Origin of the sequence: Gilliamella apicola (assembly GCF_000599985.1) — a bacterium.
GTDB classification, from domain to species: domain Bacteria; phylum Pseudomonadota; class Gammaproteobacteria; order Enterobacterales; family Orbaceae; genus Gilliamella; species Gilliamella apicola.
Map to the genome: position 1 here is coordinate 2,736,083 of NZ_CP007445.1, position 19,799 is coordinate 2,755,881.

A 19,799-nucleotide genomic window follows, 5' to 3' on the forward strand; every position below is an offset into this window, starting at 1 on the left:
AAATTTGAATCATTGAAAATTTTATTTTTAATTATCGTTCAATATTCTTTAATTAAAAAATTAAAGATAAGGATACGAACTAGGCGATCATCTGACCGCCTATTGTAAAAACTCTGCAATCTTACTGATTTGCAGTAATATAATCAATTGCTGATTGAACAGTTGTAATTTTTTCAGCTTCTTCATCAGGAATTTCTGTATCGAATTCTTCTTCCAAAGCCATAACTAATTCAACTGTATCAAGAGAGTCAGCACCAAGATCTTCAACAAAAGAAGATTCATTTTTAACTTCATCCTCTTTCACACCAAGTTGCTCAACAATAATTTTCTTAACTCGCTCTTCAATAGTACTCATACTCTTTTTTTTCCTATAAAAATCGCCAAAAGTGGCAGTGAATGTAAGTTTATAAAATGTTGAAAAAGATGCAAATCATTTTTCAACCCAATTGCTTATTTTTTTAACTAAATATTAATATATTGGCTTATTTTACACTATTCTAATCAATTACACCATATACATGCCGCCATTGACATGTAAAGTTTCACCAGTAATGTAAGATGCTTCATCTGATGCTAAAAAAGCTACTGCATTAGCAATTTCAGTTGGTTGACCTAACCGTCCAACAGGAACTTGTGCCAATGTTAACGCTTTTTGTTCATCTGTTAAAGCTGCTGTCATATCTGTTTCAATAAAACCTGGAGCAACAACATTAACGGTAATACCTCTTGAAGCCACCTCTCGGGCAAGTGATTTGCTAAAGCCAATTAGTCCGGCTTTAGCTGCGGCATAATTAGCTTGTCCAGCATTACCCATAGTACCAACTACTGAACCAATAGTTATAATTCTGCCATAACGCTTTTTCATCATTGTGCGCATTAATGCTTTAGATAAACGGAAAACAGAAGTTAAATTTGTATCTAAAATATCTTGCCATTCATCCTCTTTCATTCGCATTAACAAATTATCACGAGTAATGCCAGCATTATTAACCAAAATATCAATATCACCAAATTCAGCTTTGACTGTACTAATTACCGATTCAATTGATGCCTCATCAGTAACATTTAAGGCTAATCCTTTACCATTTTTGTCTAAGTATTGGCTAATAGCCTCAGCCCCTTTTTCTGTTGTCGCTGTTCCAATGACTGTTGCGCCACAAGCAACAAGTTTTTCTGCAATTGCTCTACCTATACCACGGCTAGCGCCAGTGACTAAAGCAATTTTTCCTGATAGGTTCATATTTACCTCTTTTTATCTTTTATTTAGTAATTTCCAATGCGGCATCTAATGAAGCTTTATCATTGACAGCACAACCAGACAGCGTGTCGACAATACGTTTAGTTAAACCTGTTAATACTTTACCTGGCCCCATTTCAACTAACAATGTTACACCTTGATTAGCCATGTCTTCAACTGTTTCAGTCCAGCGTACTGGGCTATAAAGCTGAGCAATTAAAGCTGCCTTAATATTGTCAACAGCTGATTCAAATTTGACATCAACATTGTTAATTACTACAAATTTTGGTGAATTAAACGTAATACTATTTAGGGTTGATGCTAATTTATCCGCCGCTGGTTTCATTAAAGCACAATGTGAAGGAACACTCACTGCAAGAGGTAATACTCGTTTAGCGCCAGCCTCTTTACATAAAACACCTGCTCGCTCAACCGCTTCTTTATTACCTGCAATAACGACCTGACCTGGTGAATTAAAATTCACCGGTGCAACAACTTGTCCTTGTGCTGCTTGTTCACATGCATGACGAATCGAGTCATTATCTAATCCAATAATTGCAAACATAGCACCAGTACCATTTGGTACGGCTTCTTGCATTAATTTTCCACGCAACTCAACAAGTTTAATCGCATCTTTGAAATCAATTACACCCGCACAAACTAAAGCTGAATACTCGCCTAAACTATGTCCCGCCATAAAATCAGGTTCGGGGCCATTTTCACTTTGCCATACTCTATATATAGCTACAGATGAGGCAAGTAATGCTGGCTGTGTTTGCCATGTTTTATTTAATTCTTCTGTTGGGCCATTTTGTATTAAAGCCCACAAATCATAACCGAGTACCTCAGAAGCTTCAGCAAAAGTCGACTTCACAATTGGATAATTATCAGCAAGATCTTTTAACATGCCGACAGTTTGTGAACCTTGTCCCGGAAATATCATTGCAAATTTGGTCATTATTAAATCCTTGATCATTGAAAATAAAACCTAAATTAGAATCTAATTAGTGCAGACCCCCAAACAAAACCACCACCAAAAGCTTCTAACAAAATTAGTTGACCTCGTTGAATTCGCCCATCTCGCACTCCTGTGTCTAAAGCACAAGGAACAGAAGCTGCTGAAGTATTACCTTGTTTATCTAACGTTACAATAACTTTACTCATATCCATATCTAAACGTTTAGCCGTTGCTGAAATAATTCTTAAATTAGCTTGATGTGGCACCAACCAATCTAGATCTGTTTTGTTAAATGAATTTTCTAATAAAAGCTCATCAACTAAATTAGAAAGTTCTTTAACAGCAACTTTAAACACTTCGTTACCATGCATAGTCATATAAACAGGATCACTCATATTACGACGATCAACATATGGATACTTTAATAAATTGCCATAACGCCCGTTAGCATGAAGATGTGAAGCAATAATACCTGGTTCATCTGATGCACCGACAACAACCGCACCTGCACCATCACCAAAAATAATAACAGTACCTCGGTCATTTGGATCAACTCCTCGTGTCAACATATCTGAACCAACAACTAATGCATATTTAACTGCACCACTTTTAACATATTTATCTGCGATATCAAGCGCATAAATAAACCCAGAACAAGCTGCTGATACATCAAATGCAATTAAATCATCGAGTTCCAATTTAGCTTGTAACTCTGTTGCTGAACTTGGGAAAGCATTAACAGATGTTGCTGTTGCAACAATAATCAAACCAATATCTTGTTTATCGATATCCGCCATATCAATCGCATTAATTGCCGCTTCATAAGCCATACTTGTGACGGTTTCATTGGGTGCCGCTATCCGTCTTTCTTTAATACCAGTACGAGTCGTTATCCATTCATCACTAGTATCAACCATCTTTTCAAGATCAGTATTGGTTCTTATTTGTTTTGGAAGATAACTTCCTGTTCCTAATATCTTTGTATACATCTAATTATTCGCTCTTAGGTAGTGCGGAAGAAAGACTATGGGCAATCTTCTCAGGTATATTTGTTTCGATAGCTAAAATAGCTTGCTCAATTGCTGCAAAAAATGATTTTTGATTGGCACTACCGTGACTTTTAATCACAATACTTTGAAGTCCAAGTAAACAGGCACCATTATATCGTCCAGGGTCTAAATAACCAAAATTTTTTACTATTTTTCTTTGAAGCCACTTACTCAAAAATTTCATAATTATTGAATTGTGCCCCAACAACATTTTGAATGAAGACATAAAAATTTGGATTAATCCTTCTACCGTTTTCAGCGTCACATTACCAACAAAGCCGTCACAAACAAGCACGTCCGTTTTACCGGTTAACAGTTCATTACCTTCTAAATAACCGATGTAATTAATTTGAGCATTTGCTTTCAAAATAGATGCCGCAGCACGAATCTTATCTAACCCCTTAATATCTTCTTCACCTATATTAAGTAGAGCAACGCGCGGATTTTTAATATGAAGAACTGACTTTGCTAGAATTTCGCCCATTATGGCAAATTGCACTAACATATCACTATCACATTCTGCATTAGCCCCTAAATCAAGCACAACAGTATTTTGATTATTTAATGATGGAATAGTAGCAACTAACGCAGGTCGATCAATGCCTGTCAAAGAATGCAACAGCAGTTTAGATAAACCCATCAGAGCTCCAGTATTACCTGCACTGACGCAAGCCTTAGCTTTATTGTTTTTCACTAACTCCAATGCAATTCTCATTGAGGAACCTTGACTATGCCTGATAGCATAAGATGGCTTCATATCATTAGTAATGATAGAGGTAGATTCAGTTAACATCAAACGATCATCCTCTTGATATTGAGTAACCAACTTTGCATTTTCTTTAGACAGAAAGAATTCGACTTCCTTTAAATCACCGACAAGGAAGATAGAGAGATTTGGATAATAGTGTAATGCTTGAATTGCAGCAGGGACAACAATACGAGGACCGAAGTCCCCGCTCATAGCATCTAACGCAATGGTTAGATTATCCAAAATGTCACCTGAGGATCTCTAATTAAATAGTTATTATTTAGAAATCACTTTACGACCGCGATAATAACCATCAGCGGTTACGTGATGACGTAAATGAGTTTTACCTGATTCATCAACTGAGATATTAGCAACAGTTAATGCATCATGAGAACGACGCATACCACGTTTTGCACGAGTTTTACGATTCTGTTGAACAGCCATGGATTTACCCCTTATTCTTTAAACTAACTAAAATTGCAAACGGATTTGGTTTTTCATTCTCAAGAGGAATTTCGCCAAATACCATATCTGCCTCTGACACTTCGCAGTGTTTACTATCATGTACCGGCGCAATTGGCAACGAAAGAATAATTTCGTCCTCAAGTAACGCTAATATATCTACTTCGCCGAACTCGTTCATCAGAACAGGTTCATAATGTTCCGGTAAAGTCTCTGCTTGAGCATCACTCTTAACAGGACTAAATTTATTCATCACATGAACTTCAGTGATAAAAGGTTTAAAACAACGTTGACAAATCAACTCTAACGTCATTTTTGCATCAATTGTGATAACGCAAAGTCTTTGCTCATCAAAATCAAAAGATAAGCTACACGTAATATCACTTTTCGGACAATCAACCCTAGTTATAGCTTGAATAGGATAATATCCCACATAATCAAGCCGTTTTTGCGCAGCTTTAATCGGGTCAATTGTTAATGGCAATTTATTTAGCATAAGATATGTATATCTACCTTAAAATTTTTATTCAGTATAGTTAAAAACTACACAATGCCGTAAGGCGCGCATATTACCTTTAAATCATGATTTCGTCAATGGGCGTAAACAAGATAATTTGCTTTACTTATTGATTATTAGTTTAATATTTATTTTGATTATATAATTTCGTTTATGTCAAAAATATTATCGATAAATTTAATTTTAATGTTAAATATCAGATTTACGTTAACTATTATTTCTCCGAAAAATAGAATATAGGAAGGAAAAATTTGATTACTTTTAACAATAAATAATAAGAATTAATTAAAAATAAGGTAAATAAAATATCTCATTTATTATTACCAACTTCCGGATGCTCCACCACCACCACTACGGCCGCCACCTCCGCCACCAAAACCTCCAAATGGACCTCCGCCAAAACCACCACCTTTACCACCTCCGAAACCACCTCCTCGACCGCGACCACTACCACCACTCATAGTTAAAATTCCACTTAAAATAGCACTAGCAACAAATGCTAAAAATAGTAATGGCAAGACAATATGTAATGAATAGCCATTGAACAAGGTAAAACCACCAACAGATATCCCATTTAGCAAACCAGTACCTAAACTTCTGCTAGCTCTACGTTTAGTGGAACTAATCGAAAATAAACTTGCAACAGCGAAACATATAAAAAAGGATGCTAACCCATAGTTAAATAAATTGGCACCAAATTCACTAGCAAGTACAGTTTTGAGGTCTGTATCATTATTAGTTGCTGGTATTTGCTGAGGATCATTCAATTTATTAATCAAAACTGAAAGCGCATCATGTATTCCTTGATAATAGTTATTTTTCTTAAATTGTGGCGCCAATTGTTCACGAATAATATGGCTGGCAATTAAGTCAGTAATAGTTCCTTCAAACCCATAACCAACTTCAATTCGCATCAACTTATCATCTTTAACAATTAATAATAAAATGCCATTATCTTGCTCTTTTTTACCTATTTTCCACTGAATAAACACCCGATCGGCATACTGTTCAATCGTTTCATTATCAAGTTTAGTTATCATCAATACAGCGATCTGTGCACCATCAGTTCGCGTTTTTTGAAAATCAATCAAGCTTGATTCCAAATCATCTATTTGCGAAGATTCTAAAGTATGTGATGTATCAATAACACGATGATCAAATGTTGGAATTTCAGTTAATGCATAACTTACAACATTAAAAAACAGTAAACAAAAGAGCAGATAATATTTTTTCATTATGCTTATTGCCCAAAATTGACAGATGGAGCATTAGATATCGGTTGTTCATTTTCAACAGTAAATTGTTGTTTTGGTTGTTGCCCTATTATGTCAGCAACCCATTTAGTCGGTAATTTGCGAATATAACTATTAAAAATCTGGACGGTTTGGATATATCTTCCTCTTGCCACAGTAATACGATTTTCTGTACCTTCAAGTTGGTTCATTAAATCTTGATAAAGGGTATTAGCTTTAAGATCAGGATAGTTTTCACTCACTGCTATTAATCGACTTAATGCAGAACTTAATTCAGATTGTGCTTGTTGAAATTTAGAAAATAAAGCTGGATCACTAAGTTGATCTGCATTAATTTGAACTGAACCGACTTTAGCTCTAGCATCGGTCACTTGAGTTAATACGTCTTTTTCATGAGAAGCATAACCTTTTACGGTATTGACTAAATTAGGAACCAAATCGGCTCGACGTTTATATTGATTAACAACTTCAGACCATGAAGCGACTACAGCTTCATCTTGGTTTTGAATATTGTTATAGTCTTTAAAAAAGATAAAAGCCCCAATAATAAGTAATACAATAATAATTAATAAAGATTTTGATTTCATTGTAAATCCTTATAAATAATTGAATTAATTGATAACTCAATAAATTATGAACAGTGAATAAAATAACCTATTTGAAAACTATATATCCCGCCGTTTTACTTAGTATTAAAACTTGCTTTTAAAACAACAAATAAATACAGCCTAGTATGGAAAAATAATAAGAATAGCGAAAAATTGTAAAGAAAAGACTTCAAGAAAAAGTAACTTTGCGTTAACTATTTAAGTAAATCGGATAATGATATTTACTAACTAAATCTATATTATTTAGTATAGTTTGTAAACATTATATCTTTTTTTATCAAATTTGCGAAGTATAATCCTCATTACTTATAAAATATATATCGCAATATCATTTATTATTGCTTACAAAATTTATTAACAAAAATTCAGATAAATTGGTTAACTTATTTTATCTTTTATAATTATTTTGATTATAGAATTGTTTCAAAACACTCTAATTGCGCTGGTTCAAAATAAATATCTTTATTATTTGATCGATTGTTAGTGTTACGATGGGTATGTTGAAAATGTTCAGAATTAACCCAAATGTCAAAATCCGCTTTAGATTCCCACTCAGCATATGATGAGAATAACGTATAATTTTCCTCACTTTTTCCTCGTAATAAATAAAAACGATTAAATCCGTTCATTTCTTTTAAATGACTATCTCGGTTACGCCATATTTCAATAAATGTATCTTCACTCCCACATTTAATCTTAAAACGATTCATTACTATATACATCCAAATCTCCTTTTGTATTTCAAGTAGTTAACAAAAAAATAGCACGCATAAGCGTGCTATTTATATTCTAGCCTTTTTACAGGCTATTGTTGTTGTTCTTCTGCTGAGTTAAGTAATTCAGCTAAATTAGCTGTTGCTTCTTCAGCCGAAATTGTTGTTTGAATATCATCCGTCGATGGCATTGCTCGTTTACGCATACGCTCTTTATGGTAAGCATAACCAGTACCTGCTGGAATTAATCGACCAACAATTACGTTTTCTTTTAAGCCACGTAATTCGTCATTTTTACCAGCAACTGCTGCTTCGGTTAATACGCGTGTTGTTTCTTGGAACGACGCCGCAGATATAAACGATTCAGTAGTTAGCGATGCTTTGGTAATACCAAGTAGATCATGTAAGTAAACAATAGGTTCTTTACCTTGCGCTTCAAGTTCACGGTTAATAATCTTCAAGCGTGAAACCTCAAGTTGTTCTCCATCAAGTAGACGAGAACTACCTGGATGAATAACCGTTGCTTTACGTAACATTTGACGAACAATGACTTCAATGTGTTTATCGTTGATTTTTACACCTTGTAAACGATAAACTTCTTGAACTTCGTTAACAATGTAACGAGTTACCGCATTTACACCACGTAGACGTAAAATATCGTGCGCTGATTCAGGACCATCCGAAATCACATCACCGCGACCAACTTGTTCACCTTCAAATACGTTAAGTTGACGCCATTTAGGGATCATCTCTTCATATGGTTCGCTACCATCTAATGGTGTGATAATTAAGCGACGTTTACCTTTAGTTTCTTTACCGAATGAGATAATACCATCAATTTCAGCAAGTATAGCTGGTTCTTTCGGTTTACGAGCTTCAAACAAGTCAGCAACACGTGGTAAACCACCTGTGATATCTTTGGTACCAACAGATGCCTGTGGAATACGAGCAAGTGTGTCACCAATATTGATTTCAGCACCATCTTCTAATTGAACTAACGCTTTACCTGGTAAGAAGTATTGCGCAAGCATTTCTGTACCAGCGACATAAATATCATCGCCTTTAGCATCCACAATTTTGATTGCTGGACGCAAATCTTTACCTACACCAGTACGCTCAGCTACATCTAATATCGCGATAGATGATAAACCGGTTAACTCATCCGTTTGACGAGTAATGGTTTGACCATCAACCATATCAACAAAACGTACAAAACCTTTTGCTTCAGAGATAACTGGCATAGTATGCGGATCCCAGTTAGCAATCGTTTCACCAGCTTCAACCGCTGAACCATTACCTTTAGCTAGAATCGAACCGTAAGGAACTTTGTAGGTTTCTTTCATTCGACCTAATTCATCAATAATTGTTAATTCAGCATTACGTGAAGTAATTACTAATTTCTTGTCTGGGTTAGTTACAAACTTCGCATTTGTTAATTTAATGCTACCCTTGTTTTTAACTTGAACGCTTGATTCTGCTGCTGCTCGCGATGCAGCACCACCGATGTGGAATGTACGCATGGTTAACTGTGTACCCGGTTCACCGATTGACTGAGCCGCGATAACACCGATTGCTTCACCCTTGTTAACTAAGTGACCACGAGCTAGGTCACGACCATAACATTTTGCACACACACCGAAATCGGTATCACATGAAACCACAGAACGTACTTTCACGCTATCAACAGATTCAGCTTCTAGCAAATCACAGTAGCTTTCATCAAGTAGTGTATTACGAGGAATTAAAATATCCGCACTACCTGGTTTTAATACATCTTCAGCTGTTACACGACCTAGTACACGTTCACGTAGTGGCTCTTTAACATCACCACCCTCAATTACTGGTGTCATTACTACACCTTCTAACGTGCCACAATCATCTTCAATAACAACTAGGTCTTGAGCTACGTCAACTAAACGACGAGTTAAGTAACCTGAGTTCGCAGTTTTCAAGGCAGTATCAGCAAGACCTTTACGCGCACCATGGGTAGAAATAAAGTACTGAAGTACGTTTAATCCTTCACGGAAGTTTGCAGTAATTGGTGTTTCGATAATTGAACCATCTGGTTTTGCCATCAAACCACGCATACCCGCTAACTGGCGAATCTGTGCTGCGGAACCACGAGCACCAGAGTCAGCCATCATATAGATACTATTGAAAGAAGATTGAACCTCTTCTTCACCATCACGGTTGATGACTTTTTCAGTTGATAAGTTATCCATCATTGCTTTAGCAACACGCTCATTAGCTGCGGCCCAGATATCAATAACTTTGTTATAACGTTCACCAGCAGTAACTAAACCTGATTGGAACTGTTCTTGAATTTCAGCAACTTCAATTTCAGCTTCGTTGATGATTTGTAATTTCTTCGCAGGAATTTCCATATCATCAATACCAACTGAAACACCAGAACGAGCTGCATAAGCAAAACCGGTATACATCACTTGGTCAGCTAAAATAACAGTTTCTTTCATACCTAATTGGCGATAACAGATATTTAAAATTCGCGAAATCGCTTTTTTACCTAGTGGTTGATTAATTACTGAGAAGCTCATACCTTTAGGCATAATTAACCATAAAATAGCACGACCAACAGTTGTATCTACAACTGATGTGCTATCTTCCCACTCTCCAACACTATTACGATGACTTTCAGTGATACGTACTTTAACTTTTGCATGTAATTCTACCAGTCCTAAGCGATAAAGTTTTTCTGCCTCTTTAGGACCAGTTAATATCATGCCTTCGCCCTTAGCATTCACCTTATCACGAGTCATGTAATAAAGACCTAATACCACGTCCTGAGAAGGAACGATGATAGGTTCACCACTTGCCGGAGAAAGGATGTTATTGGTTGACATCATTAACGCACGAGCTTCTAATTGTGCTTCAAGTGTTAAAGGAACATGAACAGCCATTTGGTCACCATCGAAGTCAGCATTAAATGCCGCACAAACTAATGGATGTAACTGAATCGCTTTACCTTCAATTAAGATAGGTTCAAATGCTTGAATACCTAATCTGTGCAATGTCGGAGCACGGTTTAGTAATACAGGGTGTTCACGAATAACTTCATCTAAGATATCCCAAACAATTGCATCTTCACGCTCAACCATTTTCTTGGCTGCTTTAATGGTAGTTGCATAACCACGGCGTTCTAGTTTTCCGTAAATAAATGGTTTGAATAATTCAAGCGCCATTTTTTTCGGTAAACCACATTGATGTAAACGTAAGTATGGACCTACAGTAATAACTGAACGACCTGAATAGTCAACGCGTTTACCTAATAGGTTTTGACGGAAACGACCTTGCTTACCTTTAATCATGTCAGCAAGTGATTTTAAAGGACGTTTGTTTGAACCTGTAATTGCACGACCACGACGACCATTATCTAATAATGCATCAACCGATTCTTGTAGCATACGTTTTTCGTTACGCACAATAATATCTGGTGCTGCTAAATCTAATAAACGTTTTAAACGGTTATTACGGTTAATTACACGGCGATAAAGATCATTTAAATCTGATGTCGCAAAACGTCCACCATCAAGTGGTACTAGTGGGCGTAAATCGGGTGGCAATACTGGTAATACATTTAAAATCATCCATTCAGGTTTATTTTCTGATTGGATAAATGCTTCAATAATCTTAATACGTTTAGTTAATTTTTTACGTTTAGTTTCAGAATTTGTTGTTGCTAGTTCGTCACGTAGTGCTTCGCATTCAGCTTGCACATCAATATTACGTAATAATTCTTGGATTGCTTCTGCACCCATACGTGCATCAAATTCATCACCAAATTCTTCTAACGCATCTAAATATTGTTCTTCTGTTAAAATCTGACCGCGATCTAAGTTCGTCATGCCTCCATCAAGAACCATGAATGATTCAAAATAAAGCACACGTTCAATATCGCGCAGTGGCATATCAAGCAATAAACCAATACGAGATGGTAATGATTTTAAAAACCAGATATGAGCAGTTGGAGAAGCAAGCTCAATGTGTCCCATACGTTCACGACGTACTTTAGCTTGAGTGACTTCTACACCACATTTTTCACAAATCACACCACGGTGTTTTAAACGTTTATATTTTCCACATAAACATTCATAATCTTTCACAGGTCCAAAAATACGCGCACAAAACAATCCATCACGTTCAGGTTTGAACGTACGATAATTAATTGTTTCAGGTTTTTTGACTTCACCAAAAGACCATGAACGGATCATATCAGGAGAGGCAAGACCTATCTTGATAGCGTCAAAATCTTCAGTTTTAGTTTGTGCTTTTAGAAACTTTAGTAAGTCTTTCACAATTGACTCCTATGGAGTTAAATCAATTAGATAACTTATTATTACTAATAAGTTATCCCTATAAATAGAAATCATTCGAACTAGAGAAGATTACTCTTCGTCTAACTCTATATTAATACCTAACGAACGAATCTCTTTTAACAATACATTAAATGATTCTGGTATCGCAGGTTCCATACGATGATCACCATCTACAATATTTTTGTACATCTTAGTACGACCGTTCACGTCATCTGACTTAACAGTTAACATTTCTTGTAAGGTATAAGCAGCACCATATGCCTCAAGCGCCCATACTTCCATCTCACCGAAACGCTGACCACCGAATTGAGCTTTACCACCCAATGGTTGCTGAGTAACCAGACTGTATGAACCTGTAGAACGAGCATGCATTTTGTCATCAACCAAGTGGTTCAATTTGAGCATATACATGTAACCAACAGTTACAGGACGTTCAAACTGTTCACCTGTACGACCATCATACAACGTAATTTGTCCAGAAGTTGGTAGATCGCCAAGCTCAAGTAATGCCTTAATTTCTTGCTCTTTAGCACCATCAAATACAGGTGTAGCAAGTGGCATACCATTACGTAAATTCTGTGCTAGTGTCATGACTTCTTGATCAGTAAATTCAGCAACATTAACTTTTTGTGCTGCACCTAAACCAAGGTCATATGCTTTTTGGATAAATTCACGTAATTTAGCTAATTCTTGCTGTTCTTTCAGCATAGTGTCAATCTTCTGACCAATACCTTTAGCCGCCATACCTAAGTGAGTTTCTAGAATCTGCCCGATATTCATACGTGATGGAACCCCCAGTGGATTTAATACGATATCAACCGGACGGCCTTTGTCATCATATGGCATATCTTCAATTGGGTTAATTTTAGAGATAACCCCTTTGTTACCATGACGACCAGCCATTTTATCCCCAGGCTGGATTTGACGTTTAACAGCTAAATAAACTTTAACAATTTTTAACACACCAGGTTGTAAATCATCACCTTGGGTGATCTTCATGCGTTTAGCTTCAAGTTTTTTGTTAAATTCAGTTTTGATTTCTTCGTGCTGTTCTGCAAGCTGCTCTAATTGAGCTTGTTTATCTTCGTTCGCAATACCAATTGTTAACCACTTTTCACGTGGTAAAGCATCTAATTTTTCAGCTTTAATACCACCAGCAATTAATACATCACGAATACGAGCAAACAAAGCGGCTTCTAAAATGTTAAGTTCTTCAGTTAAATCTTTGCGTGCTTGTTTTAATTGCATATCTTCAATTTCAAGTGCACGTTTATCTTTTTGTACACCATCACGCGTAAAGACTTGAACATCAATTACTGTACCAGAAACACCATTTGGCACACGTAAAGAAGTATCTTTAACATCAGACGCTTTCTCACCAAAAATCGCACGCAGTAGTTTTTCTTCTGGAGTTAATTGAGTTTCACCTTTTGGTGTCACTTTACCAACCAGAATATCACCGCCCTTAACTTCAGCTCCAATATAAACAATACCTGATTCATCAAGTTTAGAAAGAGCAGCTTCACCTACATTTGGAATATCGGCTGTGATTTCTTCAGCACCTAATTTAGTATCTCGTGAGATACAAGATAGTTCTTGAATATGAATCGAAGTAAAACGGTCATCTTGCACAACTTTTTCAGAGACTAAAATAGAATCCTCAAAGTTATAACCGTTCCATGGCATGAAAGCCACGCGCATGTTTTGACCTAATGCTAATTCACCTAAATCAGTTGATGGACCGTCAGCAAGAACATCGCCTCGTTCAACTTTTTCACCTAATTCCACACATGGAATTTGGTTGATACAAGTATTTTGGTTAGAACGGGTATATTTAGTTAAGTTATAAATATCAATACCTGTTTCGCCAGCGTACATTTCATCATCATTAACATTAATTACAATGCGTGATGCATCAACATATTGAACAGTACCACCACGACGAGCTACTGCAGTTACACCTGAGTCAACCGCTACAGCCCTTTCCATACCAGTTCCAACAAATGGTTTTTCCGCTTTTAATGTCGGTACCGCTTGACGTTGCATGTTCGCACCCATTAAAGCACGGTTCGCATCATCATGCTCTAAGAATGGAATTAACGAAGCACCAACCGATACAATTTGCTGAGTTGATACGTCCATATAGTGAACTTGTTCTGGACTATATAAACCTGACTCACCATTTAAACGGCAAGTAACTAAGTCTTCTTTAAAACGTCCATCTTCATCAAGATTCGAGTTAGCCTGAGCAATAACAAACTCGCTTTCATCAATCGCTGATAAATAATTAATTTCATCAGTTACAACACCATCAATCACTCGACGATATGGTGTTTCTAAGAAACCATATTCATTAGTACGAGAATAAACTGCTAAAGAATTAATCAAACCAATGTTTGGACCTTCAGGTGTCTCAATCGGACATACACGACCATAATGAGTAGGATGTACGTCACGCACTTCAAATCCTGCTCGTTCACGAGTTAAACCACCTGGACCTAATGCTGAAATACGACGTTTGTGGGTAATTTCAGATAATGGATTATTTTGATCCATAAACTGAGATAATTGGCTAGAACCAAAGAACTCACGGATTGCGGCTGAAATCGGTTTAGCATTGATCATATCTTGTGGCATCAGTGAATCTAAATCACCTAAAGATAAACGTTCTTTAACAGCTCGCTCTACGCGAACTAAGCCAATCCGGAATTGGTTTTCTGCCATTTCACCAACGCTACGAATACGACGATTACCTAAATGGTCAATATCATCAACTTCACCATGACCATTACGAATGCCGATTAATTTCTTCATTACGTCAACGATATCATCTTTTGTTAAAACACTTTCACCTTCGATATCTTCACGACCTAAAGAACGATTAAATTTCATTCGACCAACAGCGGACAAATCATAACGCTCATCAGAGAAGAATAAATTATCAAATAACGCTTCAGCTGCTTCTTTTGTTGGCGGTTCACCAGGGCGCATCATACGATAAATTTCAACTAATGCACCTAATCGATCACGGGTAGAATCAACATTTAAGGTTTCAGAAATAAATGGTCCATGATCAAGATCATTAGTAAATAATGTTTCGATCTTTCTATGACCAGCATTAGTCAATTCAAGCAATAGCTCTAATGAGATTGGTGTATTTGCAAAAGCAATAACTTCGCCTGTCGCCTCATTGACATAATTTTTAGCTAAAACTTTATTAACTATATATTCAACAGGTACATCAATTTTAGTAACGTTATCTTTATCTAACTCACGGATATGGCGAGCGGTAATACGACGACCTTTTTCAGCATAAACTTTACCTTTTGATTCTATATCAAAAAGAGCTGTTTCACCACGCAAACGTTCAGGAACAAGATCCATTTTCAGTTTGGACTTGCCCACTTCAAAAATAGTTTTCTCGAAGAAAATATCTAAAATTTCTTCTGTTTCATAACCTAGTGCTCGTAAAATAATTGTTGCTGGAAGTTTACGACGACGGTCAATACGAGCAAAAAGATTATCTTTTGGATCAAATTCAAAATCAAGCCAAGAGCCACGATAAGGAATAATCCGAGCATTATATAAAACTTTACCAGAAGAGTGTGTTTTACCTTTATCACTATCAAAGAACACACCTGGACTACGATGTAATTGTGATACGATTACACGTTCTGTACCGTTGATCACAAACGTACCATTGTCCGTCATTAAAGGAATTTCGCCCATATAGACGTCTTGCTCTTTAATATCTTTTACTGTTCCTTCTGGCGCATCTTTATCATAAATAACTAAACGTAATTTTACGCGCAACGGTGCTGAGTAAGTGATCCCCCTAATTTGACATTCTTTAACATCAAACACAGGTTCGCCCATTTTAAAGCTCACGTATTGTAACTCAGCGTTACCACTATAACTTTTTATCGGAAATATTGAACGAAATGCGGCTTCTAAGCCATATTGACCTTCTGGATCTTGTTCAATAAATTTCTGGAACGAATCAAGTTGAATAGAAAGAAGATACGGTATATCCAAGACTTGTGGACGCTTACCAAAATTCTTACGAATTCGTTTTTTCTCGGTATAAGAGTAAACCATTAGTTCCTCAACTTGCTTATCTGCTATTTTAGCATGATTAAATATTCATCAGGGGGTACTACCTTCAAATAATAACGCCTGACACCTCATCGAAAATATCTTTAAATATCAATTGATTAGGCTTAGTAAATATACTATTTCTGTATTACTTTTTATTGATAATCTTCAAATAAAATTCTTTGACTTTTTACAGCGCAAAAAGGCTGGAGGTAAAAAAACCCCCAGCCATTTAGGTTGCTAGCGATAAACTTATTTAAGTTCGACAACTGCACCTGATTCTTCAAGTGCCTTTTTAAGTTCATCTGCATCAGCTTTGCTAACGCCTTCTTTAACTGTTGCTGGAGCTGATTCAACAAGATCTTTAGCTTCTTTCAAGCCTAAACCTGTTGCACCACGAACTGCTTTGATAACAGCTACTTTGTTCGCACCAACTTCTTTTAAGATTACATCAAATTCAGTTTTTTCTTCTGCTGCTTCAGCTGGACCAGCTGCAGCAACTGCTACAGCTGCCGCTGCAGAAACGCCAAATTTTTCTTCCATCATTGATACAAGTTCAACAACGTCCATTACAGACATTTCGGCAACTGCATCTAAAATTTGTTCTTTAGTGATAGACATAATATAGTTTCCCAAATTTACAATTTTTATTAATTAATAAAATTCACAATCATACTGCCAATTAAGCAGCTTCTTTTTGATCGCGAACTGCTGCAAGAGTACGAACCAATTTGCCAGCTGCGGCTTCTTTCATGGTTGACATCAAGCGTGCTAATGCTTCTTCATAAGTAGGTAATGTTGCTAAGCGATCAATATTCGCTGCAGTAATCAACTCACCTTCAAAGGCTGCGGCTTTAATCTCAAATTTATCATTTTCTTTAGCAAACGCTTTAAAAATACGCGCTGCAGCACCTGGGTGCTCATTTGAAAATGCAATTAGAGTTGGACCAACAAACGTATCTTTTAAACACTCGTATTGAGTTCCCTCAACAACACGGCGTAATAGCGTATTACGAACAACACGCATATAAACACCAGCTTCACGAGCAGACTTACGTAATGCAGTCATTTTTTCTACAGTTACGCCACGAGAATCAGCAACAACTGCAGAAAGCGCACCTTTGGCGATTTCGTTAACTTCAGCAACAATTTCTTGTTTATTTTGAAGGTTTAGTGCCATTGGTATTGCTCCTGGATTAAACTAGGCAAAGCCTAGACTGATTTTAACTAGCTACACATGTAGCTAGCATAACCACGATGAGCAGAATCCCTCTATTATATCTATCAGGTTCTGTCACCGTCTACGTAGGAAAATTAAGTAGTTAAATTTCAACCACACCTACGGTCTTGGACGGGGTCTGGTTAAGGCCAGACACCAACCGATTCTTATTGTTTAATCGACAAATGTAATTAAACAGTTGCATTTAATGTTGCTTGATCAATAGCAACACCAGCACCCATTGTGGTAGAAAGGCTAACTTTCTTCACAAATACACCTTTAGAAGAGGCTGGTTTTGCACGTTTTAACGCAACAAGTAATGCTTCTAAATTTTCTTTAAGTTTCGCCGCATCAAAATCAGCTTTACCGATAGTAGTATGGATAATACCATTTTTATCATTACGGTAACGGATCTGACCAGCTTTAGCATTTTTAACTGCTTCTGCAACATTAGGCGTTACAGTACCAACTTTAGGATTTGGCATTAAACCACGTGGCCCTAAAATTTGACCTAATTGACCAACTACACGCATAGCATCTGGTGATGCAATAACGACATCAAAGTTCATTTCACCTTTTTTGATTTGATCAGCTAGATCATCCATACCGACTAGTTCTGCACCAGCTTCTTTAGCTGCTTCTGCATTTGCGCCTTGAGTAAATACAGCAACGCGAACACTACGGCCTGTACCATGTGGAAGCACAATTGCACCACGAACATTTTGATCCGATTTACGTGAATCAATACCTAAATTAACAGCAACATCAACACTTTCTGTAAATTTAGCAGTTGCTAATTCTTTTAATAAAGCAATAGCTTCATTAATTTCATATTGTTTAGTCGCATTTACTTTTTCGCGGATAAGTTTAGCTTTCTTAGATAATTTAGCCATTGATTAACCCTCCACTTCCAAGCCCATTGAACGAGCCGTTCCTTCAATAGAACGCATCATTGTTTCAATGGTAGCACCATTCATATCTGCAGCTTTTAATTCGGCGATTTCGCGAATCTGAGCACTTGTAATTTTACCTACTTTTTTCTTGTTAGGTTCGCCAGAACCAGACTTGATTTTAGCAGCTTTCTTTAATAAAACCGCAGCAGGAGGAGTTTTAGTTACAAATGTAAATGAACGGTCAGAATATACTGTAATAACAACAGGAATAGGTAAGCCTTTTTCCATGCTTTCTGTTTTTGCATTAAATGCTTTACAGAATTCCATAATGTTAACACCATGTTGACCTAACGCAGGACCAACTGGCGGACTAGGATTCGCTGCACCAGCTGCTACTTGCAACTTGATGTAAGCTTGTACTTTTTTTGCCATTTTTGATTTTCCTTTTCTCGGGTGCAAACGCCTCTATTAATAATAGCTATTAATAAATAGACAGCTCCCCTAAGTTAAATGAGGGCAGAATTATCCTACAACTTTAAATAAAAAGCAAGATTTATTTGAAACAGGATAAATGAAAAGCAGAACTATAAGTTCTGCTTTTTTGCCATCAAATTATAGAACATTAATTGCGTTAAGTTCTTTAAATGCTAGTTCTAAACGCGCAACTAAAGAATCTTGACCTTTACGTAACCATACACGAGGATCATAATATTTTTTATTAGGTGCATCAGGACCTTCAGGATTACCTAATTGTCCTTGTAAATAAGCTTCATTCGCTTTGTAATAATCTAAAACGCCAGCCCAATTAGCCCATTGTGTATCAGTATCAATATTCATTTTGATAACACCATAGCTTACTGCTTCTGCAATTTCTTCTGGTGTAGAACCAGAACCGCCATGGAACACGAAGTTCAATGATTTTTCAGGTAAATTAAATTTTTCTGATACATATTTTTGTGAGTTATCTAGAATTTTTGGCGTCAACTTAACGTTACCTGGTTTATAAACACCATGCACATTACCAAATGATGCAGCAATAGTGAAACGAGAGCTAATCGCACTCAAACGTTCATAAGCATAAGCAATATCTTCTGGTTGTGTATAAAGTGCTGAACTATCCATGTGGCTATTATCAACACCATCTTCTTCACCACCAGTACAACCTAATTCTAATTCCAATGTCATTTTCATTGCCGACATACGAGCAAGATATTGACAACAAATATCAATGTTATCTTTTAATGTTTCTTCTGAAAGATCAATCATATGAGAAGAAAACAACGGTTTACCTGTTTTAGCAAAATGAGTTTCGCCAGCATCAAGTAATCCATCAACCCAAGGCAATAATTTCTTCGCACAATGGTCAGTATGAACAATAACTGGTACGCCATATTTTTCTGCCATAAGATGAACATGTTTAGCGCCAGATACAGCCCCTAACACAGCACACTCTTGACCCTCAAGTTTTAAACCTTTACCTGCAATAAATTGTGCACCGCCATTAGAAAATTGAACAATAACAGGAGAACCTACTTTAGCTGCGGTTTCAATAACTGCATTAATTGTATTTGTATCAACACAGTTTACCGCTGGTAGGGCAAAATTATTTTCACGTGCAATTTGGAACACTTTTTGAACATCATCACCAGTTACTACGCCAGGTTTAACGACATCAGAAATTTTTGTAACCATTTTATTACCTATAAATTTATT

The 19,799-nt window shown here is 36.5% G+C and carries 17 protein-coding genes; all 17 read right to left on the minus strand.

The window, feature by feature from the left end; all coding sequences use genetic code 11:
* Positions 1-121: 121 nt before the first annotated feature.
* A complete protein-coding gene (gene acpP, locus GAPWK_RS12225; RefSeq protein ID WP_025316503.1) occupies positions 122-355 on the minus strand; it encodes an acyl carrier protein in 234 nt (77 codons plus the stop codon).
* 150 nt (positions 356-505) lie between these two features.
* Entirely contained in the window at positions 506-1,240 is a 735-nt protein-coding gene (gene fabG / locus GAPWK_RS12230; protein WP_025316504.1) for a 3-oxoacyl-ACP reductase FabG, read from the minus strand.
* Between the two features lie 19 nt (positions 1,241-1,259).
* On the minus strand, positions 1,260-2,195 hold the full coding sequence (gene fabD, locus GAPWK_RS12235; RefSeq protein WP_025316505.1) for an ACP S-malonyltransferase: 936 nt from the start codon (positions 2,193-2,195) through the stop codon (positions 1,260-1,262).
* Positions 2,196-2,230: 35 nt separating this feature from the next.
* Entirely contained in the window at positions 2,231-3,184 is a 954-nt protein-coding gene (locus GAPWK_RS12240; protein ID WP_025316506.1) for a beta-ketoacyl-ACP synthase III, read from the minus strand.
* A gap of 4 nt (positions 3,185-3,188) precedes the next feature.
* Positions 3,189-4,235, minus strand: coding sequence for a phosphate acyltransferase PlsX (gene plsX, locus GAPWK_RS12245; protein WP_025316507.1), 1,047 nt, complete (start codon positions 4,233-4,235; stop codon positions 3,189-3,191).
* Between the two features lie 33 nt (positions 4,236-4,268).
* Complete coding sequence (gene rpmF / locus GAPWK_RS12250) at positions 4,269-4,436, minus strand: 50S ribosomal protein L32 (RefSeq protein WP_025316508.1); 168 nt, start codon at positions 4,434-4,436, stop codon at positions 4,269-4,271.
* Between the two features lie 4 nt (positions 4,437-4,440).
* Positions 4,441-4,950 (minus strand): 23S rRNA accumulation protein YceD, encoded by a 510-nt coding sequence (gene yceD, locus GAPWK_RS12255; protein ID WP_025316509.1) that lies wholly within the window; start codon positions 4,948-4,950, stop codon positions 4,441-4,443.
* 341 nt (positions 4,951-5,291) lie between these two features.
* Positions 5,292-6,206, minus strand: coding sequence for a TPM domain-containing protein (locus GAPWK_RS12260; protein ID WP_025316510.1), 915 nt, complete (start codon positions 6,204-6,206; stop codon positions 5,292-5,294).
* Positions 6,207-6,211: 5 nt separating this feature from the next.
* Entirely contained in the window at positions 6,212-6,811 is a 600-nt protein-coding gene (locus GAPWK_RS12265) for a LemA family protein (protein ID WP_025316511.1), read from the minus strand.
* Between the two features lie 431 nt (positions 6,812-7,242).
* On the minus strand, positions 7,243-7,554 hold the full coding sequence (locus tag GAPWK_RS12270; protein ID WP_025316512.1) for an antibiotic biosynthesis monooxygenase family protein: 312 nt from the start codon (positions 7,552-7,554) through the stop codon (positions 7,243-7,245).
* An 83-nt stretch (positions 7,555-7,637) separates the two neighbouring features.
* The gene (gene rpoC, locus GAPWK_RS12275) at positions 7,638-11,858 is read right to left on the minus strand and encodes a DNA-directed RNA polymerase subunit beta' (RefSeq protein WP_025316513.1); all 4,221 of its coding nucleotides are present in this window, start codon (positions 11,856-11,858) and stop codon (positions 7,638-7,640) included.
* A gap of 90 nt (positions 11,859-11,948) precedes the next feature.
* Positions 11,949-15,977, minus strand: coding sequence for a DNA-directed RNA polymerase subunit beta (gene rpoB, locus GAPWK_RS12280; RefSeq protein ID WP_025316514.1), 4,029 nt, complete (start codon positions 15,975-15,977; stop codon positions 11,949-11,951).
* A 249-nt stretch (positions 15,978-16,226) separates the two neighbouring features.
* On the minus strand, positions 16,227-16,595 hold the full coding sequence (gene rplL, locus GAPWK_RS12285; protein ID WP_025316515.1) for a 50S ribosomal protein L7/L12: 369 nt from the start codon (positions 16,593-16,595) through the stop codon (positions 16,227-16,229).
* Positions 16,596-16,656: 61 nt separating this feature from the next.
* Positions 16,657-17,154 carry a 50S ribosomal protein L10 gene (gene rplJ / locus GAPWK_RS12290; protein ID WP_025316516.1) on the minus strand — a complete coding sequence of 166 codons (498 nt, stop codon included), beginning with the start codon at positions 17,152-17,154 and terminating at the stop codon, positions 16,657-16,659.
* A 230-nt stretch (positions 17,155-17,384) separates the two neighbouring features.
* A complete protein-coding gene (gene rplA, locus GAPWK_RS12295; protein ID WP_025316517.1) occupies positions 17,385-18,086 on the minus strand; it encodes a 50S ribosomal protein L1 in 702 nt (233 codons plus the stop codon).
* Between the two features lie 3 nt (positions 18,087-18,089).
* Positions 18,090-18,518 carry a 50S ribosomal protein L11 gene (gene rplK / locus GAPWK_RS12300; RefSeq protein ID WP_025316518.1) on the minus strand — a complete coding sequence of 143 codons (429 nt, stop codon included), beginning with the start codon at positions 18,516-18,518 and terminating at the stop codon, positions 18,090-18,092.
* Between the two features lie 180 nt (positions 18,519-18,698).
* A complete protein-coding gene (gene fbaA / locus GAPWK_RS12305) occupies positions 18,699-19,778 on the minus strand; it encodes a class II fructose-bisphosphate aldolase (RefSeq protein ID WP_025316519.1) in 1,080 nt (359 codons plus the stop codon).
* Positions 19,779-19,799: the final 21 nt, after the last annotated feature.

Excerpts from the sequence above, each read along its gene's own strand:
- acpP (WP_025316503.1), bottom strand. The coding sequence starts at position 355 with ATGAGTACTATTGAAGAGCGAGTTAAGAAAATTATTGTTGAGCAACTT.
- fabG (WP_025316504.1), bottom strand. The coding sequence starts at position 1,240 with ATGAACCTATCAGGAAAAATTGCTTTAGTCACTGGCGCTAGCCGTGGT.
- fabD (WP_025316505.1), bottom strand. The coding sequence starts at position 2,195 with ATGACCAAATTTGCAATGATATTTCCGGGACAAGGTTCACAAACTGTC.
- GAPWK_RS12240 (WP_025316506.1), bottom strand. The coding sequence starts at position 3,184 with ATGTATACAAAGATATTAGGAACAGGAAGTTATCTTCCAAAACAAATA.
- rpmF (WP_025316508.1), bottom strand. The coding sequence starts at position 4,436 with ATGGCTGTTCAACAGAATCGTAAAACTCGTGCAAAACGTGGTATGCGT.
- yceD (WP_025316509.1), bottom strand. The coding sequence starts at position 4,950 with ATGCTAAATAAATTGCCATTAACAATTGACCCGATTAAAGCTGCGCAA.
- GAPWK_RS12260 (WP_025316510.1), bottom strand. The coding sequence starts at position 6,206 with ATGAAAAAATATTATCTGCTCTTTTGTTTACTGTTTTTTAATGTTGTA.
- GAPWK_RS12265 (WP_025316511.1), bottom strand. The coding sequence starts at position 6,811 with ATGAAATCAAAATCTTTATTAATTATTATTGTATTACTTATTATTGGG.
- GAPWK_RS12270 (WP_025316512.1), bottom strand. The coding sequence starts at position 7,554 with ATGTATATAGTAATGAATCGTTTTAAGATTAAATGTGGGAGTGAAGAT.
- rpoB (WP_025316514.1), bottom strand. The coding sequence starts at position 15,977 with ATGGTTTACTCTTATACCGAGAAAAAACGAATTCGTAAGAATTTTGGT.
- rplL (WP_025316515.1), bottom strand. The coding sequence starts at position 16,595 with ATGTCTATCACTAAAGAACAAATTTTAGATGCAGTTGCCGAAATGTCT.
- rplJ (WP_025316516.1), bottom strand. The coding sequence starts at position 17,154 with ATGGCACTAAACCTTCAAAATAAACAAGAAATTGTTGCTGAAGTTAAC.
- rplA (WP_025316517.1), bottom strand. The coding sequence starts at position 18,086 with ATGGCTAAATTATCTAAGAAAGCTAAACTTATCCGCGAAAAAGTAAAT.
- rplK (WP_025316518.1), bottom strand. The coding sequence starts at position 18,518 with ATGGCAAAAAAAGTACAAGCTTACATCAAGTTGCAAGTAGCAGCTGGT.
- fbaA (WP_025316519.1), bottom strand. The coding sequence starts at position 19,778 with ATGGTTACAAAAATTTCTGATGTCGTTAAACCTGGCGTAGTAACTGGT.